This window comes from Streptomyces diversicolor (assembly GCF_057537855.1).
In genome coordinates, this window is record NZ_BAAJXA010000006.1 from 16899 (window position 1) to 38766 (window position 21868).

At 73.0% G+C, this 21868-nt stretch carries 19 protein-coding genes, 1 pseudogene and 1 riboswitch; of the genes and pseudogenes, 10 read left to right on the top strand and 10 right to left on the bottom strand.

Going from position 1 to position 21868, the window contains the following annotated elements; genetic code table 11:
• Nucleotides 1-7: 7 nt before the first annotated feature.
• Nucleotides 8-2521 carry a DEAD/DEAH box helicase gene (locus AC27LF_RS08470; protein WP_479661442.1) on the bottom strand — a complete coding sequence of 838 codons (2514 nt, stop codon included), beginning with the start codon at nt 2519-2521 and terminating at the stop codon, nt 8-10.
• A gap of 145 nt (nt 2522-2666) precedes the next feature.
• Here AC27LF_RS08470 and AC27LF_RS08475 point away from each other — a divergent pair, with 145 nt between their 5' ends.
• Nucleotides 2667-3461 (top strand): metal-dependent hydrolase, encoded by a 795-nt coding sequence (locus tag AC27LF_RS08475; RefSeq protein WP_479661441.1) that lies wholly within the window; start codon nt 2667-2669, stop codon nt 3459-3461.
• A 203-nt stretch (nt 3462-3664) separates the two neighbouring features.
• Here AC27LF_RS08475 and AC27LF_RS08480 read toward each other — a convergent pair whose 3' ends face one another.
• The 4 genes from AC27LF_RS08480 to AC27LF_RS08495 all read right to left on the bottom strand — a co-directional run bounded on the left by AC27LF_RS08480 (nt 3665) and on the right by AC27LF_RS08495 (nt 8472).
• Nucleotides 3665-3940, bottom strand: coding sequence for a type B 50S ribosomal protein L31 (locus AC27LF_RS08480; RefSeq protein WP_479661440.1), 276 nt, complete (start codon nt 3938-3940; stop codon nt 3665-3667).
• Between the two features lie 45 nt (nt 3941-3985).
• Complete coding sequence (locus AC27LF_RS08485; RefSeq protein WP_479661439.1) at nt 3986-4456, bottom strand: DUF5709 domain-containing protein; 471 nt, start codon at nt 4454-4456, stop codon at nt 3986-3988.
• Between the two features lie 399 nt (nt 4457-4855).
• Entirely contained in the window at nt 4856-6637 is a 1782-nt protein-coding gene (locus AC27LF_RS08490; RefSeq protein ID WP_479661438.1) for an ABC transporter ATP-binding protein, read from the bottom strand.
• The gene (locus tag AC27LF_RS08495) at nt 6634-8472 is read right to left on the bottom strand and encodes an ABC transporter transmembrane domain-containing protein (protein ID WP_479661437.1); all 1839 of its coding nucleotides are present in this window, start codon (nt 8470-8472) and stop codon (nt 6634-6636) included. Before AC27LF_RS08495 ends, AC27LF_RS08490 begins: the two co-directional genes overlap by 4 nt.
• 192 nt (nt 8473-8664) lie before the next feature.
• Between AC27LF_RS08495 and AC27LF_RS08500 the strand changes: the two are divergent.
• Nucleotides 8665-8966: pseudogene (locus AC27LF_RS08500) on the top strand (peptide-N4-asparagine amidase); the annotation flags it as partial.
• A gap of 326 nt (nt 8967-9292) precedes the next feature.
• Here AC27LF_RS08500 and AC27LF_RS08505 read toward each other — a convergent pair.
• Nucleotides 9293-9742 carry a MarR family winged helix-turn-helix transcriptional regulator gene (locus AC27LF_RS08505; protein WP_479661436.1) on the bottom strand — a complete coding sequence of 150 codons (450 nt, stop codon included), beginning with the start codon at nt 9740-9742 and terminating at the stop codon, nt 9293-9295.
• A 116-nt stretch (nt 9743-9858) separates the two neighbouring features.
• Here AC27LF_RS08505 and AC27LF_RS08510 point away from each other — a divergent pair, with 116 nt between their 5' ends.
• Both AC27LF_RS08510 and mltG read left to right on the top strand, forming a co-directional pair.
• Nucleotides 9859-11661, top strand: a complete 1803-nt coding sequence (locus AC27LF_RS08510; protein WP_479661435.1) for an ABC transporter ATP-binding protein — start codon at nt 9859-9861, stop codon at nt 11659-11661.
• A 43-nt stretch (nt 11662-11704) separates the two neighbouring features.
• On the top strand, nt 11705-12577 hold the full coding sequence (gene mltG, locus AC27LF_RS08515) for an endolytic transglycosylase MltG (RefSeq protein ID WP_479661434.1): 873 nt from the start codon (nt 11705-11707) through the stop codon (nt 12575-12577).
• Nucleotides 12578-12601: 24 nt separating this feature from the next.
• On the opposite strand, the gene AC27LF_RS08520 is transcribed toward mltG, so the two are convergent.
• The 3 genes from AC27LF_RS08520 to AC27LF_RS08530 form a co-directional block, all read right to left on the bottom strand.
• Entirely contained in the window at nt 12602-13696 is a 1095-nt protein-coding gene (locus AC27LF_RS08520) for an NAD(P)-binding domain-containing protein (protein ID WP_479661433.1), read from the bottom strand.
• A 166-nt stretch (nt 13697-13862) separates the two neighbouring features.
• On the bottom strand, nt 13863-14621 hold the full coding sequence (locus AC27LF_RS08525; RefSeq protein ID WP_479661459.1) for an ABC transporter ATP-binding protein: 759 nt from the start codon (nt 14619-14621) through the stop codon (nt 13863-13865).
• Between the two features lie 281 nt (nt 14622-14902).
• A complete protein-coding gene (locus AC27LF_RS08530; protein ID WP_351734638.1) occupies nt 14903-14986 on the bottom strand; it encodes a putative leader peptide in 84 nt (27 codons plus the stop codon).
• A 123-nt stretch (nt 14987-15109) separates the two neighbouring features.
• Here AC27LF_RS08530 and AC27LF_RS08535 point away from each other — a divergent pair, with 123 nt between their 5' ends.
• Nucleotides 15110-15535 (top strand): secondary thiamine-phosphate synthase enzyme YjbQ, encoded by a 426-nt coding sequence (locus AC27LF_RS08535; protein WP_479661432.1) that lies wholly within the window; start codon nt 15110-15112, stop codon nt 15533-15535.
• Between the two features lie 50 nt (nt 15536-15585).
• Here AC27LF_RS08535 and nhaA read toward each other — a convergent pair whose 3' ends face one another.
• The gene (gene nhaA / locus AC27LF_RS08540) at nt 15586-17457 is read right to left on the bottom strand and encodes a Na+/H+ antiporter NhaA (RefSeq protein ID WP_479661431.1); all 1872 of its coding nucleotides are present in this window, start codon (nt 17455-17457) and stop codon (nt 15586-15588) included.
• 482 nt (nt 17458-17939) lie between these two features.
• Here nhaA and AC27LF_RS08545 point away from each other — a divergent pair, with 482 nt between their 5' ends.
• The 5 genes from AC27LF_RS08545 to AC27LF_RS08565 all read left to right on the top strand — a co-directional run bounded on the left by AC27LF_RS08545 (nt 17940) and on the right by AC27LF_RS08565 (nt 21803).
• Complete coding sequence (locus AC27LF_RS08545) at nt 17940-18167, top strand: hypothetical protein (protein WP_479661430.1); 228 nt, start codon at nt 17940-17942, stop codon at nt 18165-18167.
• Entirely contained in the window at nt 18164-18442 is a 279-nt protein-coding gene (locus AC27LF_RS08550; RefSeq protein WP_479661429.1) for a hypothetical protein, read from the top strand. Before AC27LF_RS08545 ends, AC27LF_RS08550 begins: the two co-directional genes overlap by 4 nt.
• A gap of 124 nt (nt 18443-18566) precedes the next feature.
• Nucleotides 18567-18780, top strand: a riboswitch (cobalamin riboswitch).
• Between the two features lie 55 nt (nt 18781-18835).
• The gene (locus AC27LF_RS08555; RefSeq protein ID WP_479661428.1) at nt 18836-19918 is read left to right on the top strand and encodes an ABC transporter substrate-binding protein; all 1083 of its coding nucleotides are present in this window, start codon (nt 18836-18838) and stop codon (nt 19916-19918) included.
• Nucleotides 19915-20928, top strand: coding sequence for a FecCD family ABC transporter permease (locus AC27LF_RS08560; protein ID WP_479661427.1), 1014 nt, complete (start codon nt 19915-19917; stop codon nt 20926-20928). The genes AC27LF_RS08555 and AC27LF_RS08560 overlap by 4 nt, the downstream gene beginning before the upstream one ends.
• A complete protein-coding gene (locus tag AC27LF_RS08565; RefSeq protein ID WP_479661426.1) occupies nt 20925-21803 on the top strand; it encodes an ABC transporter ATP-binding protein in 879 nt (292 codons plus the stop codon). The genes AC27LF_RS08560 and AC27LF_RS08565 overlap by 4 nt, the downstream gene beginning before the upstream one ends.
• Nucleotides 21804-21868: the final 65 nt, after the last annotated feature.

Sequence of the window (21868 nt, forward strand, 5' to 3'; positions counted from 1 at the left end):
CCAGGGTTCACAGCTGGCCGACGGCGGTGACGCGGACGACCGCGCGGCCCTCGGCGTCGGAGGCGGTGAGATCGACTTCCGCGCTGATGCCCCAGTCGTGGTCGCCGTTCGGGTCGTCGAAGATCTGACGGACGCGCCACAGGTCGTTGTTCGGCTCCTCCTGGATGACGAGCAGCTTGGGGCCGCGTGCGTCGGGGCCGGTGCCCAGGTCCTCGTACTCGTCCCAGTACTTGTCCATCGCCTCACCCCATGCCTCGGCGTCCCAGCCGGCCTCCGCGTCCATCTCGCCCAGCTCGTCCACCTGGTCGAGGGCGGCGAGTTCCACGCGGCGGAACATCGCGTTGCGGACCAGGACCCTGAAGGCACGCGCGTTGGTGGTGACCGGCTTCACCTCGTCGGCCTTCTCCTGGGCCTCCTCGGCGGTCATCTCCGCCGGGTTGGCCAGCTGCTCCCACTCGTCCAGCAGGCTGGAGTCGACCTGGCGGACCATCTCGCCGAGCCAGGCGATCAGATCCTCCAGGTCCTCCGACTTCAGATCGTCCGGGACGGTGTGGTCCAGGGCCTTGTAGGCGCCCGCAAGGTAGCGCAGCACGATGCCCTCGGTGCGCGCCAGCTCGTAGAAGGACACCAACTCCGTGAAGGACATGGCCCGTTCGTACATGTCGCGGACGACCGATTTCGGCGACAGCGGATGGTCACCGACCCAGGGATGGCTCTTGCGGTAGGTGTTGTACGCGTGGAAGAGCAGTTCCTCCAGGGGCTTGGGGTACGTGACGTCCTGGATGCGCTCCATGCGCTCCTCGTACTCGACGCCGTCCGCCTTCATCGCGGCGACCGCCTCGCCGCGCGCCTTGTTCTGCTGCGCGACCAGGATCTGCCGCGGATCGTCCAGCGTGGACTCGACGACGGACACCATGTCCAGCGCGTACGACGGCGACTCGGGGTCCAGCAGCTCGAACGCGGCGAGGGCGAACGTGGACAGCGGCTGGTTGAGCGCGAAGTCCTGCTGGAGATCGACCGTGAGCCGGACGATGCGGCCCTCGGCGTCCGGTGTGTCGAGCTTCTCGACGATGCCGCCGTCCAGCAGCGAGCGGTAGATGGCGATCGCCCGCCTGATGTGCCGCAGTTGCTGCTTGCGCGGCTCGTGGTTGTCCTCCAGCAGATGACGCATCGCCTCGAATGCGTTGCCGGGCCGGGCGATCACCGACAGCAGCATCGTGTGCGTCACCCGGAAGCGGGAGGTCAGCGGTTCCGGCTCGGAGGCGATGAGCTTTTCGAAGGTGTTGTCCGTCCAGCCGACAAAACCCTCCGGCGCTTTCTTGCGGACCACCTTGCGGCGTTTCTTCGGATCGTCGCCCGCCTTGGCGAGGGCCTTCTCGTTCTCGATGACGTGCTCCGGTGCCTGCGCCACGACCAGACCGGCGGTGTCGAAGCCGGCCCGCCCGGCCCGGCCCGCGATCTGGTGGAACTCACGGGCGCGCAGGGTGCGGACGCGACTGCCGTCGTACTTGGTCAGCGCCGTGAACAGCACCGTCCGGATGGGCACGTTGACGCCCACGCCGAGCGTGTCCGTGCCGCAGATGACCTTCAGCAGACCGGCCTGGGCGAGCTTTTCCACCAGCCGCCGGTACTTGGGCAGCATCCCGGCGTGGTGCACGCCGATGCCGTGCCGGACGTAACGGGAGAGGTTGCGGCCGAACTTGGTGGTGAAGCGGAAGTTGCCGATCAACTCCGCGATCCGGTCCTTCTCCTCGCGCGAGCACATGTTGATGCTCATCAGCGCCTGCGCCCGCTCCACGGCCTGCGCCTGCGTGAAGTGGACGATGTAGACCGGCGCCTGCCTGGTCTCCAGAAGGTCGGTCAGGGTTTCCGTGAGCGGGGTCAGCCGGTACTCGTAGGACAGGGGCACGGGGCGGGTCGCCGAGCGGACCACGGCGGTGGGCCGGCCGGTGCGGCGGGTCAGGTCCTTCTCGAAGAAGGACACGTCGCCGAGCGTGGCCGACATCAGGACGAACTGCGCCTGGGGCAGTTCGAGCAGCGGGATCTGCCAGGCCCAGCCGCGGTCGCCCTCCGCGTAGAAGTGGAACTCGTCCATGACGACCTGGCCGACGTCCGCGTTCCTGCCGTCACGCAGCGCGATGGACGCCAGCACCTCGGCGGTGCAGCAGATCACGGGGGCGTCGGCGTTGACGGAGGCGTCGCCGGTCAGCATCCCCACGTTCTCGGTGCCGAAGAGCTTGCACAGCTCGAAGAACTTCTCCGACACGAGGGCCTTGATCGGGGCCGTGTAGAAGGTGACCTCGTCCCGGGCGAGCGCGGCGAAGTGCGCACCCGCGGCGATCATGCTCTTGCCGGACCCGGTGGGCGTCGACACGATCACGTTCGCCCCGGAGACCACCTCGATCAGCGCCTCCTCCTGATGGGGGTAGAGCGTGAGACCGCGATCCTGCGCCCACGACTCGAAGGCTTCGTAGAGGGCGTCGGGGTCGGCGGTCGGCGGCAGCTGATCGATGAGGGTCACGCACCCATCTTGCCTGGCGTGACGGCCGATGCGGGAATCGGCTGCGAACACGAAGATCGCTACCGCTACGCTGTGTCGCCGACGGAACGTCAACGTACCCGGTCAACTGGACAGCGGTGCAAGAGGAATGGGGCGGGCAACGGCCATGATGGGACCAGCACACTCACTGTCGGGGGCCGCGGCCTGGCTCGGCGTCGGGGCTGCCGCCGCCGCGGCCGGGCACGCGATGCCCTGGCCGGTCCTCCTCGTGGGCGCCCTGATCTGTGCCGGTGCCGCGCTCGCTCCGGACCTCGATCACAAGGCCGCCACCATCTCACGCGCCTTCGGACCGCTGTCGCGCTGGCTGTGCGAGATCGTGGACAAGCTCTCCTACGCCGTCTACAAGGCCACCAGGATGAAGGGCGACCCGCGTCGCTCCGGCGGGCACCGGACGCTGACGCACACCTGGCTGTGGGCCGTGCTGATCGGCGCGGGCGCCTCGTTCCTGGCGATCACCGGCGGCCGTTGGGCGGTGCTGGCGATCCTGTTCGTGCACATGGTGCTGGCGATCGAGGGACTGCTGTGGCGTGCGGCCCGCGGGTCCAGCAGCGATGTCCTCGTGTGGCTGCTGGCAGCGACCAGTGCGTGGATCCTGGCGGGCGTCCTGGACGAACCGGGCAACGGCGCCGACTGGCTGTTCACCGAGCCCGGCCAGGAGTACCTGTGGCTGGGGCTGCCCATAGTGCTGGGGGCGCTGGTGCACGACATCGGGGACGCGCTGACCGTCTCCGGATGCCCGATACTGTGGCCGATCCCGGTGGGCCGCAAGCGTTGGTACCCCCTGGGCCCGCCGAAGCCGCTGCGGTTCCGGGCGGGCAGCTGGGTGGAGCTGAAGGTGCTGATGCCGGTGTTCATGCTGCTCGGCGGGGTGGGCTGCGCGGCGGCGCTCAATGTGATCTGAGCGACGGCCCTGGTCCGAGCGACGGTCGCGATCAGCACGACCACCGTGATCTGAGCGACGGTCGTGATCTGAGCGAGGACGGTGGGCCGGGTTCTGGTCCCGGCGGGCCTCCCGGTGCCCCGGCACAGTGGCCGGCGCGTCCGCCGGGGCCGTGGCCGGCGTCTCTCGCGGGGCCGTGGGCCGGCCGGTCCCTCGGGCGGGGGTCAGGTCGCCGGGCCGCCGGCGGTGTCCTGGCCGGCGCCGCCGTACCGGCGCTCGAAGCGGGCCACCCGGCCCTCCGAGTCGACCGTGCGCGCCTTGCCCGTGTAGAAGGGGTGACTCTCCGAGGAGATCTCCACGTCCACCACCGGGTAGGTCTCGCCGTCGTCCCAGTCGATGGTCTGGTCGCTGGTGGCGGTGGACCGGGTCAGAAAGGCGTAGCCGGCGGAGCGGTCGCGGAAGACCACGGGGTGGTAGTCGGGGTGCTTGTCCTGCTGCATGGCGGCTCCTCGCACGGGGCGGTCGGCGGGTGGGGGCGGGCGGATTCAGGTGGGCAGGGAGTCCTCGTCCACGACGTGCACCGCGGCCTCCTCGGCCGAGGCGCCCGCGCCGTCGATGCCCACGTCGGTGGCGACGAGGGCGCTCTCCTCGTCCTCGTGGGCTCCCTCGTCGGGCGCGACGAGACGACCGGAGCGAAGATCGCCGACCTCGTTGTCGAGCACTTCGCCGTCGGTGCCCTGGCAGTCGCCGATGCCGTCGCCGTCGGGTACGTCGAGATCGGGCAGTTCCTCGGCGAGGCGCTGGTCCAGCGACTCGCCCCGGTGGCCCTCGGCCGCCGTCACCCCGGTGTGCTCCACCGCCCAGGGCCGCTCCGGGGGCGACCAGCCCCGGTCGAGCGGATCTTCGACACCGTCGTTGACCAGCGTGTCTTCCGCGTCGAGCAGCCCCGAGTCCTCCTGGATCTCGGATCCGTCCGGCTGGTAGACGTCGTCCCCCCATCCGTCGGAGCTGTTCACGGGTACCTCCAGGTGGTGGGCGTGCCCCCGTCCCACCGCGGTCGGCGGAGGTCCGCCGGCCCGCGGGGCACAGGTCTCACCCGGCTCGAACCCGATGGTTCCCGGGCATCCCCCGAACCGGTGCCGCTCTCCAGACTTCCACTCCGCTTCGGGACCGCGCAACGCCACGGCCCCGGCCCTGCGGCCCGGTGCGACGGCCGGACCGCCGCGGCCCCGGCCTGCGCCCGGACGCCGAGGCCAGCTGCCGAGGGCGACGGCCACGCCCCGGTGCGGCCCGCTGCGCCGCCCGAGCCCACGCACCGCTCAGCCGGGCCGGCGCTCACAGTGGTCGGCTCAGCCGGGCCATCGGTCACGGCGCCCCGCGTATCCGTGCCGCCCGTGCCTGCCGTGCCGTTTGTGTCACCCGTGCCAGGATCGCCACAGTGCCGCGTACGCCCCGTCGGCGGCGACCAACTCGTCGTGGCTGCCCAGTTCGCTGATGCGGCCGTTCTCCACGACGGCGATGACGTCGGCGTCGTGGGCGGTGTGCAGCCGGTGGGCGATGGCGACCACGGTGCGGCCGTCCAGGACCCGGGCCAGGGAACGTTCGAGGTGGCGGGCCGCACGGGGGTCGAGGAGCGAGGTCGCCTCGTCCAGGACCAGGGTGTGCGGATCGGCCAGCACCAGCCGGGCCAGGGCGATCTGCTGGGCCTGGGCGGGGGTGAGCGCCAGCCCGCCCGAGCCGACCTCGGCGTCCAGCCCGTCGTCCAGGGCACGTGCCCAGCCGTCCGCGTCGACCGCGCCCAGCGCCGCCCACAGCTGCGCGTCCTCGGCGTCGGCGCGGGCGAGCAGCAGGTTGTCGCGCAGCGTGCCCACGAAGACGTGGTGCTCCTGGTTGACGAGGGCGACGTGCGAGCGGACCCGCTCGGCGGTCATCCGGGACAGTTCGGCGCCGCCCAGGGTGATCCGGCCGTCGCGGGGCGCGTAGATGCCGGCGAGCAGCCTGCCGAGCGTGGACTTGCCCGCGCCCGACGGGCCGACCAGCGCGAGCCGGGTGCCCGGCGCGACCGAGAGGGACACCTTGCGCAGGACGTCGACGCCCTCGCGGTAGCCGAAGTGCACGCGGTCCGCGTGTACGTTCCGTCCGTCGGGGGCGAGCGCGGCGTCCCCGGCGTCCGGCTCGATGTCCCGCACCCCGACCAGCCGCGCCAGGGACACCTGGGCGACCTGCACCTCGTCGTACCAGCGCAGGATCAGATTGACCGGGTCGACGAGCATCTGCGCGACGAGCGCGCCCGTGGTCAGCTGGCCCACGCCGATCCAGCCCTGCAGCACGAAGACACCGCCGGCCATCAGGACCGAGCCGAGGACCACCACATGGGTGAGGCTGACGACCGGGAAGAGCACGGAGCGCAGCCAGAGGGTGTAGCGCTCCCAGGCCGTCCACTCCTTGATCCGGCGTTCCGACAGGGCGATGCGCCGGTCGCCGAGGCGATGGGCCTCGACGGTGCGGCCGGCGTCCACGGTCTCGGCGAGCGCGGCGGCCACGGCGGCGTAACCGGCGGCCTCCGAGCGGTAGCCGGAGGGGGCGCGCTTGAAGTACCAGCGGCAGCCGATCACCAGCAGCGGCACGGCGAGCAGCACGGCCGCGGCCAGCGGCGGCGCCGTGACGACCAGGCCGCCGAGCAGCAGCACCACCCAGACGGCGCCGATCGTCAGCTGCGGCACGGCCTCCCGCATGGCGTTGGACAGCCGGTCGATGTCCGTGGTGATACGGGACAGCAGGTCGCCCGTGCCGGCGCGTTCCAGGACGCCCGGCGGCAGCCCGACCGACCGGACGAGGAAGTCCTCGCGCAGGTCGGCCAGCATCCGCTCGCCGAGCATCGCGCCGCGCAGCCGCACCTCGCGCACGAACACGGCCTGCACGGCGAGCGCGAGCACGAACAGCCCGGCGGTCAGGCCCAGATGCAGCTCCCGGGCCCCTTCGGAGACCCGTTCCACCAGTCCGCCGAGGAGGTAGGGGCCCGCCATGGAGGAGACCACGGCCATCGTGTTGACGGCCATGAGGACGAGGAAGGCACGGCGGTGCCGCCGGAACAGCTCGGCCACGTAGGCGCGCACGGTCGCGGTGGCACCGACGGGCAGGGTGGTGGCCGTCGTCGGGGCCGCCGGGTCGTACGCCGGTGGCGCAACGCCGATCATGCGCTCTCCTCGATCTGTTGCAGCGGGCCGTGCGGTTCGGCCTCGTCGTCCAGTGGGCCGCGCAGGGCGGCCCGGTCGGGCCGGGGGCCGGGTGCGGCCGTCTCGTCCTCGGGCGCACGGGTCACGACGGCCCGGTACCGGGGCTCGGTGCGCACCAGTTCGCGGTGTACGCCGACCGCCACCACCTCGTCCGAGTGCACCAGCGCGACCCGGTCCGCGCGGTCCAGGAGGAGCGGTGACGAGGTGAACACCACCGTCGTGCGCCCCGTCCGCAGCTCACGCACGCCCTGTGCGATCCGCGCCTCGGTGTGCGAGTCGACGGCGGAGGTCGGCTCGTCCAGCACCAGCACCTCGGGGTCGGTGATCAGCGAACGGGCCAGTGCGAGCCGCTGGCGCTGGCCGCCCGACAGCGACCGTCCCCGTTCCGTGATCCGGGCGTCCATGGGATCCGCGGCGTCCAGGGACCCCTCGACGAGCGCTTCCAGCACGTCCCCGCACTGCGCCGCCGCGAGCGCCGCCTCGGCGCGGACACCGGCGGAGGCCGGCACGTCGAGCAGGTCGCGGAGCGTGCCGGACAGCAGGACCGGGTCCTTGTCCTGGACGAGGACGGCGGTGCGGGCGGTGTCGAGGGGGAGTTCGTCGAGCGGTACGCCGCCGAGCAGCACCGACGGGCCCGGCTCGGCCGGATGTCCGCCCAGCCGTTCGGCGAGCCGCCCCGCCGCGTCCGGGTCCCCGCACACCACGGCGGTCAGCAGGCCCGCGGGCGCGAGCAGACCGGTGGCCGGATCGTACAGATCACCGCTCGGCACGTCGGCCGCGCGTGAGCCGCCGGCGTCGGTGGTCCGCTCCAGGGACAGCACGCGGGCCGCGCGCTGGGCCGAGGGGCGCGAGAAGGAGTACGCCATGGCGATCTCCTCGAAGTGCCGCAGCGGATAGGTGAGGATCATCACCGCGCTGTAGACGGTGACCAGTTCGCCGACCTCGATCCGGCCCTGCCGGGCGAGGTGGACGCCGTGCCAGACGACCGCGATCAGCAGCAGGCCGGGCAGCAGCACCTGGATCGCCGCGATCAGGGCCCACATCCGGGCGCTGCGCACGGCTGCGTGCCGCACCTCCTGGGAGGCGCGGCGGTAGCGGTCGAGGAACAGTTCCTCGCCGCCGATGCCGCGCAGCACGCGCAGTCCGGCGACGGTGTCGGAGGCCAGCTCCGTGGCCCGGCCGGCCTTGGTGCGCTGGACGTCGGCGCGACGGGTCGCCCGGGGCAGCAGCGGCAGCACGGCGAGGGCGAGCACCGGCAGGCCGACCGCCACGACCACGCCGAGAGCCGGCTGGTAGACGAGCAGGCCCACGCAGACCACGACGACGGTCAGGGCGGCGGCGGTGAAACGGGAGACGGCCTCGACGAACCAGCCGATCTTCTCGACGTCGCCGGTCGAGACGGCCACCACCTCACCGGCCGCGACCCGCCGGGTCAGCCCCGAACCGAGCTGCGCGGCCTTGCGGGCCAGCAGTTGCTGGACGCGGGCGGCGGCGGTGATCCAGTTGGTGACGGCCGCGCGGTGCAGGAAGGTGTCGCCGACCGCGATGCCGATGCCGCAGATCACCATCAGTACGCCGGTCAGGGCGAGCCGGCTGCCCGAGCGGTCCACGACGGCCTGGACGGCGAGCCCGACACAGAACGGAAGCGAGGAGACGGACACGAAGTGGAGCAGGCCCCAGGCGAGCGACTTGAGTTGGCCGCCCAGTTGGTTGCGCCCCAGCCACCACAGGAATCGGGGACCCGAACGTGCGTCCGGCACGCCCGGGTCGGGATACGGAAGGTCTTGAATCTGCATGACGTCCCAGTGGCTCGTGTCAGGGAGGAAGCGGACGGGGGGTGACGGCGTAGAAGCGGTAGCAAACCGTGCAAGGTTCGCGTCGGAGGGTGGTGAAAATCAATGGGTTTTCCAGGGCGGTGCCCGCAATCGCCGGGTTCGCGGCGCCGGGCGGGACTGCCGGGGCGGCCGACCGGCCGTGGAACGGCGGTCATGAGGGGCCGGATCGTCATGTGCGTGCTCGCCGGGCCGTCCTCCGGGTGAGCGCTCTCCTCGGCTTCCCGGCCGCGTCCGCCCGCACGCTCCCGGTCCGGGCCGACGTCCCGGCCGAGTTCGCCACCGACCGGCACGACCCGGTGAGCGCCGCGCCGCCCGTCGAAAGGCCCGCGGGCAGGTCCTGTCGGGTCACGCTCGCGCAGGCCCGGTTCCGTGACTTCACGCCGTACCGGGGCACCTGCGGGCCGCCCCGCGGATGCGGTGACCACCGGAGCAAGGTGGTCCTGCGCATCGACGGCAATGACGACGAGTTCGTCACGGCCGACGGGGGCGGCCCGGCTCGGAGTACGCGCACGGACCGGACCTGCACGATGAACGGCGTGACGACGCTCGGCGCGGACGACCGGCTGCGCACGGTCCTCACGCTCGGCGACCGGGCATCGGCGACGCAGACCCGGCACGCCCGGCGCACCGTGCCGGCCCCCTTGTGTCTCGGCGCCCCATGCCGGTCCCTGTGTCGCGGTGCCCCGTGTCGGTCGCAGCATCGTGGCATCCCACGTCGGCTGGCGTGCCGCGGCGCTCGTTCAGGCGTTCCGTGCTCGGGGTCCCGCAGGTCCCGGGGTGCTCAGCAGCGTTCGTCGAGTGCCCCGTCGATCAGGGTGTCCAGCAGCCCGCCGAGCAGTTCGCGCTGCTCGGCGGAGAGCGGAGCCAGGATCTCCGCGGCCGCGGCCCGGCGCGCGTCGCGCAGCTGCGCGAGCGTGGCGCGCCCGTCGTCGGTCAGCTCGATCCGGGTCACCCGGCGGTTCGTCGGATCCGGTACCCGGCGCACCTTGCCGTTCGCCTCCAGACCGTCGACCAGTGTGGTCACCGCGCGCGGCACCACTTCCAGGCGGGCGGCGAGGTCGGCCATGCGCGGCGGCGAGCCGTAGTGCGCCAGCGTGCGCAGCAGCCGGGACTGGGCCGGGGTGACGCCCAGGTCCCGGCGCTCCAGATGGCGCTTCTGGATGCGGTGGACCCGGCGGGTGAGGCGCAGCAACTGCTCGGCGAGCAGGCCCTCGGGGTCGGGGGTGGTCATGGCGGGAACAATATCAGGACGCCATTCATTGTGAGTGAAGGTAACAATGAGCTATGATCCTCCAGTCGTCGTCGGCCGCACCGCGTGCCGGCGCCCGCTCACCTCCGTAGGAGCCCATGCATCCCGAACACAACCCCACCTGGACGCCGACCGCCGGTGCGCGGAAACAGCCCCGGCAGGTGCGCCGCATCCTGGCCCTCTTCCGCCCCTACCGCGGGCGGCTCGCGATCGTCGGCGTGCTGGTCGGCGCCTCGTCGCTGGTGTCCGTCGCCACGCCGTTCCTGCTGAAGGAGACCCTGGACGTCGCCATCCCGCAGGGCCGCACCGGCCTGCTGAGCCTGCTCGCGCTCGGCATGATCCTCAGCGCCGTCCTCAACAGCGTCTTCGGCGTGCTGCAGACCCTCATCTCGACGACCGTCGGCCAGCGCGTCATGCACGACCTGCGCACCGCCGTCTACGGCCGCCTCCAGCGCATGTCGCTCGCCTTCTTCACCCGCACCCGCACCGGCGAGGTGCAGTCCCGCATCGCCAACGACATCGGCGGCATGCAGGCCACCGTCACCTCCACCGCGACCTCCCTGGTCTCCAACCTGACCGGCGTGGTCGCCACGATCGTCGCGATGATCGCCCTCGACTGGCGGCTGACCGTCGTGTCCCTGGTCCTGCTGCCGGTGTTCGTGTGGATCGGCCGCCGCGTCGGCAACGAACGCAAGCGGATCACCACCCAGCGCCAGAAGCAGATGGCCGCCATGGCCGCCACCGTCACCGAGTCCCTGTCCGTCAGCGGCATCCTGCTGGGCCGCACGATGGGCCGAGCCGACTCGCTCACGCGGTCCTTCGCCGAGGAGTCCGAGCAACTGGTCGATCTGGAGGTCCGGTCCAACATGGCCGGCCGCTGGCGCATGGCCGTGATCACCATCGTCATGGCCGCGATGCCGGCCGTCATCTACTGGGCCGCGGGGATGACGCTCCAACTGGGCGGCCCCCAGGCGTCCATCGGCACCATCGTCGCCTTCGTCTCGCTCCAGCAGGGCCTGTTCCGGCCGGCCGTGAGCCTGCTGGCGACCGGCGTGCAGATCCAGACCTCGCTCGCCCTCTTCCAGCGCATCTTCGAGTACCTCGACCTGCCGATCGACATCACCGAGCGCGACGAGCCCGTGCATCTGGACCGGGTCAAGGGCGAGGTCCGGTTCGAGGACGTCGAGTTCCGCTACGACGCCGAGGGTGCCCCCGTGCTGGCCGGTATCGACATCACCGTCCCCGCGGGCGGCAGCCTGGCGATCGTCGGCCCGACCGGCGCGGGCAAGTCCACGCTCGGCTACCTGGTGCCCCGGCTGTACGACGTCACCGGGGGCCGGGTGACCCTGGACGGCGTCGACGTGCGCGACCTCGACTTCGACACCCTCGCCCGGACGGTCGGCGTCGTCTCGCAGGAGACGTACCTCTTCCATGCCTCGGTCGCCGACAACCTCCGCTTCGCCAAGCCGGACGCCACCGACGAGGAACTGCACACCGCGGCGAAGGCGGCCCAGATCCACGACCACATCGCGGCGCTGCCCGACGGCTACGACACGATCGTCGGCGAGCGCGGCCACCGCTTCTCCGGCGGGGAGAAGCAGCGGCTGGCCATCGCCCGCACCATCCTGCGCGATCCACCGGTCCTGATCCTCGACGAGGCGACCAGCGCCCTGGACACCCGCACCGAGCACGCCGTTCAGGAGGCCATCGACGCCCTGTCCGCCAACCGGACGACGCTCACCATCGCGCACCGCCTCTCCACCGTCCGCGGGGCCGACCAGATCGTGGTCCTCGATTCCGGACGGGTGGCCGAACAAGGCACGCACGAGGAGCTGTTGGGGCTGGGCGGGCGATATGCGGCCCTGGTCCGCCGGGACGCGCAACTGGAACCGACAAGCTGAAGATATGCCAGGTTTGCGGAGGTATGCGGGTTAACGTGCCCGCATGCAGATGAACACTCCGCCACGGAGCACGATTCGACTCACGCGCCGGGGCAAGCTCGTCCTCCTTGTGACCGGCGTCGTCGTGGCCGGCACCGCCGTGGCGGTGCCGCTGCTGACCCTGGGCGAGGGGCGGCGGGCCGGCAGCCTGGTCATCCCGGAGGGCTGGCGTGCCAGTCAGGTCTACGAGGCCGTCGACAAGGCGCTCGCCCTGCCCGCGGGCAGCACCGCGAAGTCCATCGACAAGGCCGGTCTCAAACTGCCCCATGACGCCGACGGCAACCCGGAGGGCTACCTCTTCCCGGCCACGTACCGCGTCGACAAGGACAGCACGCCCCAGACGCTGCTGCAACAAATGATCGACACCGCGAACGACAAGTTCGACGTCGCCCCCGTGGCGGCCGGCGCCCAGCGCAACGCGATGAACGTCTACCAGGCGGTCACCATCGCGAGCATCGTCCAGGCCGAGGCCGCCTCCAGGGCCGACATGGGAAAAGTCGCCCGGGTCGTCCTCAACCGGCTGCAGCGCGGCATGCCGTTGCAGATGGACTCCACCCTCAACTACGCGCTGCGCCGGCACGCCGTCCGCACCAGCCTGGACGACACCCGGATCGACAGCCCCTACAACTCCTATCAGCGCATGGGTCTGCCGCCGACACCCATCGACAACCCGGGCGAGGACGCGATGCGCGCCACGCTCAACCCGACACCGGGCGACTGGCTGTACTTCGTCACGGTCAAGCCGGGCGACACCCGCTTCACCGACGACTACGCGGAGCACCAGCGCAACGTCGCGGAGTTCAACGCGCTCCACCAGAAGAGGAGCGAGACGCCGCACAGTCCGAGCGCGACGGCATCCCGGTCCGGAGCCACGTAGGCCCCGGGTCGGGCCGGCGCGATGTCACGCGGCGAGAGACCGCGCGGCCAGCAACCGCCTGATGTCCCGCACGGCGGCGCGCCCGGCCCGGTTGGCGCCGATGGTGCTCGCCGACGGGCCGTAGCCGACCAGATGGATCCGCGGATCGGCGACCACGCGGGTCCCCTCGACCTGGATCCCGCCGCCCGGGGCGCGCAGCCGCAGCGGCGCCAGATGGTCGAGGGCGGCCCGGAACCCGGTCGCCCACAGGATCACATCGGCCTCGACAAGCCGCTCCCCGCCGAGCCCGGGGGATCCCAGCCACTGGACCCCGTCCGGGGTGATCCGGTCGAACATCGGCCGCCGGTCCAGGACGCCGTCCCGCAGTCCCTGCCGGATCGCGTCGTTGAGCGGCAGGCCGGTGACCGAGACCACGCTCCGGGGCGGCAGTCCCTGCCGCACCCGCTCCTCGACCAGGGCCACCGCGGCCCGCCCCGCACCCTCGTCGAACGGTCCCTCCCGGAAGACCGGTGGCCGCCGGGTGACCCAGGTGGTGGCCGCCGCGTACGGCGCGATCTCCAGGAGGTGCTGAGTGCCGGAGGCGCCGCCGCCCACCACGACCACCCGCTGCCCGGCGAACTCCTTCGGCCCCGCGTACTGCGCGGTGTGCAACTGCCGTCCCCGGAAGGTCTCCTGTCCCGGGTAGCGCGGCCAGAACGGCCGGTCCCAGGTGCCGGTGGCGTTGATCAGGGCGCGCGTGGACCAGGTGCCGTCCGAGGTCTCCACGAGCAGCCGCCCGCCGGTGCCCTCACGCACCGCGCGGACGTCCACCGGCCGCCGCACCCGCAGGTCGAACGCCCGCTCGTAGGCGTCGAAGTAGGCGCCGATGACCTCCGCCGACGGCCGCGCCGGATCGGCGTCGGTCAGCTCCATGCCCGGCAGCGCGTGCATCCCGTGCACCTTGCCGTACGTCAGCGACGGCCAGCGGAACTGCCAGGCGCCGCCCGGCGCGGGGGAGTGGTCGAGGACCACGAAGTCGCGGTCCGGCTCGAAACCGGTGCGCCGCAGATGATAGGCGCTGGACAGACCCGCCTGCCCAGCGCCCGTGACGACGACCTCGACCGCACGCTCGTTGTTCACGTCCCTGCCAACAGCACCGTGGCCGGGGATCTTCCCGCGCGCCGGACCGTGTGAACCGGCGCGGCCGTACGGTCATGTCAAAAGGGAGCGCGGTGGTACGGGAATCCGGGCCGCGACAGCGGGGGCGCGGCCGTCCCCGGCGCGGGTCCGGGCCGTTGCGCGCAGGTCACCCGGCTTCGGTGGCGGTGCTGACGGCGAGTCGCTTCAGCAGGCCGGCGCACAGCTCCGCGAACCGGGGATCGGCGAGGTCACGCGGCCGGCCGAGTTCGATCCGCCGCTCGTGTGCGATGACGCCGCCGGCCATGACGAGGACGCGGTCGGCGAGCAGCACGGCCTCCTCGACGTCATGGGTGACCAGCAGCACGGCGCAGCCGCGGCGCCGCCACACCTCCTCGACCAGCCCCAGGGCCGTGCTACGGGTGAGCGCGTCCAGCGCGCCGAACGGCTCGTCGAGCAGCAGCAGATCCGGTTCGCGCACCAGGGCGCGGGCCAGCGAGGCGGGCTGGGTCTCGCCGCCGGACCGCGTCTTCGGCCGGGCGGCGGCCCGGTGGCCCGGCCCTGCCTCGTCCGACGCCCGCCCTGCGACCGGCCGCCCGGCCCTGCCCGCAAGCCCGAGCAGGGCATGGCGCCACACCTGCTGCCACGGCATCGGCCGGGCCGCCTGGAAGGCGATCGCCCGGCGCCGCGGCACCAGGACGGTGCCCTCGATGTCACGGTCGAGTCCGGCGAGGATGCGCAGCAGCGTGGACTTGCCGCTGCCGCTGTGCCCGAGCAGTGCGACGAACTCGCCAGGCCGGACGTCGAGGTGCAACTCGTCGAGCACGGCACGGCCGTCGAAGCGGCGGGTGAGCCCGGCGACATGGACCGCCTGGGCGGTCACCGGCCGGTGAACGTCGCTCGCCGTCGCGGCGGCGGCCTTTCGCAACCGGGCGAGGCCGAGGCGGTGGCGCAGCCCGGTGAGCACGCCGGGCAGCGCGCCCGGCCGTACGGTGTGCCGCACGCGTCCCCACCGGGACAGGCCCGGGGGCTCCCCGGCCTCGATCACCTGGGCGTCGTCGGGGCAGCCGGGCGGGGCATGGCCGAGGGTCATGGCTGCTCCACGGGCAGAGGGAGGGACGCGGTGCGCCTTGGCGCCGCCGCGTCAGGACCGGGCGGAACGCAACGGCAGGCGTGCGGCGCGCGGATGAACGCGCGAGAGCGAGGGCGTCAGCGGCCGCGGCGACACGCGGCGGAGGCCACCCGCAGCAGGTCGATGTGACCGCGCGTGGTGAGCAGGGCTGAACGCTGCATGCGGGCGACCGTAGCCAGTCGGGGCCGCGGCGGTCAACGGCGCCTCCAAGCCTCTAAGAGCGGGCCCGCGGACCGGCGACCGGGCGACGGCCGGAACCCGGCCGGATGCGCGAGGATGGTGGCATGTCAGATGCCTTCACCACGCGCGTGCTGAACGTCGCCACCGGCTCCCGGGAGCGGGTCGTCGACCTCACCGGTGACTGCGAGGCCTTCCTGCGGGAGACGGCGGCCGGCCGCGACGGCCTCCTCAACATCTTCGTGCCGCACGCCACCGCGGGGATCGCCGTCATCGAGACCGGCGCCGGCAGCGACGACGACCTGCTGGCCGCCCTGCACACCCTGCTGCCCGCGGACGACCGCTGGCAGCACCGGCACGGCAGCCCCGGCCACGGCCGCGACCACGTCCTCCCCGCGATCGTCCCCCCGCACACCACACTGCCCGTGCTGCACGGCCGCCTGGAACTCGGAACATGGCAGTCCGTGTGCCTGGTGGACACCAACCGGGACAACCCGAACCGGCAGGTCCGGCTGAGTTTTCTGGCGGGATGACCCGGGCCGGACGGCGCCGGATGCCGGATGCCGGATGCCGGATGCCGGGGCTACGGGGCCGGGTTCGACAGTGATGCCCGGTCGCGGGCCGTGCGTACCGCCAGTGACAGTGAGGCCACGTCGTACGCGCCGTGGTGCCGCCGGCCGTTGACGAAGAACGTCGGCGTGCCCGAGACCCCGCTCAGGTCGGCCGACTCCACGTCCTCGGCCACCCGTTCCGCGCCGGCCCGCGCCCGCAGGTCGCGGCGGAACGCCGTCATGTCGAGTCCGGTCCGCTCGGCGTGCTCCAGGAGGTCCTTCACCCGGAGGCTCCCCTCGTGGCTGATCAGGACGTCGTGCAGCTCCCAGTAGCGGCCCTGCGCCGCCGCCGCCTCAGCGGCCTCAGCGGCGAGCTGCGCGTCGGGATGGACGTCGGTCAGGGGCAGATGCCGCCAGACGTAGCGCAGGTCGTCGCCGAACTCGGCCAGCAGCGCGCGCACCACCGGCTCCGCCCGTCCGCAGTACGGGCATTCGTAGTCGCCGTACTCGACCAGGGTCACCGGAGCGTCGAGCGGGCCGCGCACATGGTCGCGCGCCGTGTCGACGGGATCGCTCAGATCGACGATCGGCTGCCCCTCGCCCAGCAGCGCCCGGGTCCGCCGGCGCGCGGGCAGCAGGGCGACGGCCCGCGTCAGCACCCAGGAGATCAGACAGGACAGCACCACGGCCGCCAGAATGCCTGCCTTCGCCTGTTCGAGGCGCTGCCCGTGGAAGGCGAGCGTGGCGATCAGCAGCGCCACCGTGAAACCCACCCCGGCGAGGCTGCCGCCCACGGCGACCGCGCCCCAGCCCACCGCCGGGCGCAGCCGGCCCCGGCTCACTCGCGCCGCCAGCCAGGTGGCGCCCAGGATGCCGGCCGGCTTGCCGAGGACGTAGCCGCACACGATGCCCAGCGTGACGGGTGAGGTGAACGCCGCCGCGATCCGGTCAGCGCTGATCGTCAGGCCCGCGTTGGCCAGCGCGAACAGCGGCACGATGACATGGCTCGTCCACGGGTGGATCATCCGCTGCAGCCGCTCGTTGGGCGAGAGGGCGGAGGCCAGACCCCGGCGCAGGGTGCGTTCCAGCTCCGGTGTCGGCTGCTCCCGAAAGCCCCGGAACAGCCGGGTGACCCGCTCCAGGGCGTGCCGCTCGGCCGGATGCGCGTACGTCAGCAGCCCCATGACCAGGCCGCTGACCACCGGGTCCACCCCCGACCGCAGCAGCGCGCCCCACAGGGCCACCCCCAGGACCGCGTACACGCCGGTGATCCGGACCCCCGCCGCGCGCAGCGCGAGAAGCAGGGCGAGGACGCCGAGCGCGACGCCCAGCGCGGAGAGGCGGACCGCGCCGCTGTAGGCGAGGGCGATGACGACCAGCGCCACGAGGTCGTCGGTGACCGCGACGGTGAGCAGGAAGACCCGCAGACCGCCCGGCAGCCGGGAACCGAGCACGGCGAGCATGCCGAGGGCGAAGGCCGTGTCGGTGGACATGGCGGCGCCCCAGCCCTGCGCCGAGTCAAGTCCGGCGTTGAAGCCGAGGTAGATCGCGACCGGGACGAGCATGCCGCTGACCCCGGCGACCACCGACAGCACGACGCGGCGCCGCTCGCGCAGTTCCCCCACGTCGACCTCGCGGCGGGCCTCAAGACCCACGACGAAGAAGAACAGCGTCATCAGACCGCTGTTCACCCACTCGCGCAGCTCCAGCGAGACACCGGCCGAACCGATCGTCAGCGACATGTCCGTCCGCCACCATGACGCATAGCCGCCGGGGGAGACGTTGGTCCAGACAAGGGCCACGATCACCGCGCCGAGCAGCACGGCGGCGCTGCCGGTCTCGGTCCGCAGGAAGGTGCGCAGCGGGCTGCGCGGACCCGCGCCGCACGCGGTCTGTCCGGTCATGGACACGGCCCCGGACGGTGCGGGACCGGTCGGCTCTGGCGGCACGTCGTGCTCCCGCATCCCGATCAGTCGACGAAGACCCCGGCCGGGTCGATGGGCGGGAGTCGGCCGGGCGGGGACGGCCGTCCTCCTGGACGGGTACGCGGCACCGGGGGCCGGGGGCGGAGCCGGATGCGTCGCGTGCGTGCCAGTTTACTGAGGGGGCCGACGCGGGGCCGGGGACCGACCGCGGCCTTCTCCCCGCGAGTGGGCAGAATTTGCGTCGCTGTGCAAATATGGAGGGGTGCCGGAAGCCCGGAGGACCGGGTGCCCGCCGACCGAGGAGGAGGTGAGCGACATGGATCGCAGCAGCAGTAGTACGGGCCACGCGAGGCCCCGCATCCCCATGTCCCCCCGCTCCTCGGGCACCCGGTAGCCCCCCGCCCCGCACGGCGGCTGCCATGCCCTCGACCTGCCCCGCCGCGACGGAAGGGGAGGTACCCATGGCCACCCCGACCACCTTCGGCCTCACTCTCCACCGTGCCGCCTCCTGTGTGGCGCCCGGCGACGGCTTGCCCGGCGCCGTGGCCGCCCGTGTCCATCGCAGTGGTGAGCCCGCCCGCCGGCTGGAACGGCTCGTCGCGCGGCTCTTCCCGGAGCCCGGCGTGCGGGATGCGTACCGGCGCCCGGACCGCGGCCCGCTCGGCACGGCACGGGAGGTGACGGCATGACCGACCTCGACACCCAGAGCGCACGCCGCACCGTCCGCCGCGCCGCCCGGCGCCTGGCGGAGGACGCACCCAAGCTCGTCGTCGGCTCCGCGGACGCGTACCGGACCGGCCTCGCCACCCGCGCCGCCGACCTGCGCCGGGCCGTGCTCGCCGCCTGGCTCACCGGCGTGCCCGAGCACGTCATAGCCGCCGACGGCGGACTGTCCCCGGCCGTCGTGCACGAGTGGATCTGCGCCGGGACCCCGCCCGTGGACCCGGAGGACGGAACGGGGTGAGGCACGACGTCCCACCCGGGCCGGAGCGCCGGTGTCGGGGGGCGGCCCGGCACGCCGATGCCGGCGTGGCCGATGCGGGCGCCCGGCCCGGGGACGGGGCCCGGTCCGGGCGGCCGGGCGATCTTGGTAGCCTGGCCGGGCCAGTCGTGCCACATCCGAGGCCAGGGAATCCGGTGCGAATCCGGAACTGACGCGCAGCGGTGAGGGGGACGGGCAGGGCACACCAAGCCACTGGGAGGGGTTCGGGCCGGCCGCGAGGCCGGTGCGGGGCCGTACCGGGAAGGCGCCCCGTCCGGACGAACCCGAGTCCGAAGACCTGCTGGCACCTCCGCGCCCCGTGCGCGGAGGACGTCCGTAGGCCAGGCTCCGCGTACGAGCCCCGACACCCGAGGCATGCCCGTGCTCCGTTCCCCGTTTTCCCCGTTTTCTGCGTTTTCTGCGTTTTCTGCCACGTGCCGTCCCGCCGTGCTGTTGCTCGCCCCGGCGCTGCTGCTGACCGGGTGCGCAGGCCCCGGCGGAAACGCCCCCGACTCCGGCCGCTCCGCCGCCGGTTACCCCCGCACCATCGACAACTGCGGCCACCCGGTCACCCTGACGTCGGCCCCCGAACACGCCGTCTCCCTCAACCAGGGCAGCACCGAGATCCTGCTCTCCCTCGGTCTCGGGGACCGTCTCGCCGGCACCGCCACCTGGACCGACCCGGTGATGAAGGGCCTGGAGAAGGCCAACGCGTCCGTGCCCCGGCTCGCCGAGAACAACCCCTCCTTCGAGAAGGTGCTCGACGCCGGACCCGACTTCGTCACCGCGTCGTTCGTCTCCACCCTCGGCCAGGGCGGCGTCGCCACCCGCGAGCAGTTCGAGAAGCTGGGCGTGCCCACATACGTCTCCCCCTCCGACTGCGCCGCCGGAAAGGACAACGACAGCGGCGGCGACGGCTCCCGCAGCGCCCCGCTCACCCTCGACACCGTGTACGGCGAGATACGCGACCTGGCCCGCGCGTTCGGCGTCGACGAACGCGGAGACCGGCTCGTCGCACGCCTGAAGGAGCGGGTGCGGGCGGCCACCGACGGCCTCGACGCCTCCGGTGTCTCGCTCATGTACTGGTTCGCCAACTCCCAGTCGCCCTACCTGGCCGGCTGCTGCGGCGCCCCCGGCGCCATCACCCGGGCCGTCGGCGCCTCGAACGTGTTCTCCGACACCCACGACGAGTGGCCCCAGATCAACTGGGAGACCGTCGCCGACCGCGACCCGGACGCCATCGTCCTCGGCGATCTGACCCGCAGGTCCCAGACGGCCGAGAGCGCCAAGGCCAAGATCCGCTTCCTGGAGAGCGACCCCGCCACCCGCAACCTCACCGCCGTCAGGAAGAAGCGGTACATCCTGCTCAGCGGACAGGCCATGAACCCGTCCATCCGCACGGTCGAGGGGATCGAACGGGTCGCCGCCGGACTGCGTGACCTCGGGCTCGCCAAGTGAACCTCCGCGCCTCGCTGTTGACCGCCGGCGGGCTGCTGGCGGTGACCGCGTCGGTGGCGTTCGCCGTGACCATCGGCCCCGCCGACATCTCCACGGCCGACGTCTGGGCCTGCGTCGCCGCACATCTCGGCTTCGGAGACAGCCAGTTGGCGCCGCTGCGGGACGGCATCGTATGGAACCTGCGCATGCCCCGCACCCTGCTGGCCGCCCTGTGCGGCGCGGGCCTCGCGGTATGCGGGGCGGTCATGCAGTCCCTGCTGCGCAATCCGCTCGCCGACCCGTTCGTGCTCGGGGTGTCCTCCGGGGCGTCCACCGGCGCCGTCGCCGTGGTCGTGCTCGGGGTCGGCGGGGGAGCGGTGTCCCTGTCGGCGGGCGCGTTCGCCGGCGCCCTGCTGTCCTTCGGGCTCGTCCTCGTGCTCGGCCACACCCTCGGCGGCGCCCCCGACCGGGTGGTGCTCTCCGGCGTGGCGGCCATGCAACTGTTCTCCGCGCTCACCTCGTTCACCGTTCTGACGTCGGCGGACGCGGAGACCACCCGAGGCGTGCTGTTCTGGCTGCTCGGCTCGCTGACCGGCGCCGGCTGGGGCGAGGTGCTGCTGTGCGCCGTCGTGCTCGCCGCCGTTCTCGTGGTCTGCCTCGGGCACGCCCGCACCCTGGACGCGTTCGCGTTCGGTGAGGACGCAGCGGCGGCGCTCGGTGTGCGTGTCGCCCGCACCCGGCTGGTCCTGCTGTGCGCGACGGCGCTGCTGACCGCGACACTCGTCAGCTGCACCGGGGCGATCGGCTTCGTCGGCCTGGTGCTGCCGCACGCGGCCCGCGCGCTCACCGGTTCCGGCCACGCCCGGCTGCTGCCGGTCACCGCACTGGCCGGCGCCGTCTTCCTGGTGTGGGCGGACACCGTCGCCCGTACCGTCATCGATCCCCAGGAGGTGCCGGTGGGCGTGGTGACATCGCTGATCGGCGTACCGGCGTTCGTGGCCATCCTGTACCGCGGACGGAGGCGGACATGACCGGCCCGGACCCCACGCCCGACGGGGGCCTCACGGCCGACGGGGGCCTCGCGCCCGACGGGGGCCTCGCGCCCGACCGGGATGCCCCGCCCGGTCTGCGCGCGGAACGCGTCACGCGCCGCATCGACGGTCGGATCATCGTCGACGGCGTCACCCTCGCCCCCCGGCCCGGGCAGACGATCGGACTCCTCGGCCCCAACGGCAGCGGCAAGTCGACCCTGCTCAGACTGCTCGCCGGAGTGCTCGCGCCCACCGCGGGCGTCGTCACCCTGGACGGCCGCCCGCTGGCCCGGGTCGGCCGCCGGGCCACCGCGCGGCGCATCGCCACCGTCGAACAGCACGCGCACACCCAGACCGAGCTGACCGTCCGGGACGTCGTCGCGCTGGGCCGCATCCCGCACCGGCGGGCCTGGGCCGCGGCCGGCGCCGACGACGCGCGCGCGGTCGCCGACGCGCTGGCCCGCACCGGGCTGACCGAGCGGGCCGGCCAGTTCTGGCACACGCTGTCCGGCGGCGAGCGCCAGCGCGCGCAGATCGCCCGCGCCCTCGCCCAGCAACCCCGCGAACTGCTGCTGGACGAACCCACCAACCACCTCGACATCCAGCATCAGTTGGACCTGCTCGACCTCGTCGCCGGCCTGCCGGTCACCACCGTGATCGCGCTGCACGACCTGAACCTCGCCGCGATGTACTGCGACCGGCTGCTCGTCCTGCGAGACGGCCGGGCGGTCGCGGAAGGCACCCCCTCCACGGTCCTCACGCCCGCCCTCATCGAGCGGGTCTACGGCGTCCGTGCCGAGGTCACCCAGCACCCCGGCCACCCGGTGATCCGCTTCCTGCGCCGGCCGACCCGCGGTGCGGACGGGCCCGCCTGACCGGATACGGCACCGATGGCGGCGTGGCCTGGATCACCTGGCACGGTCCGCTCGCGCGTGGCCCG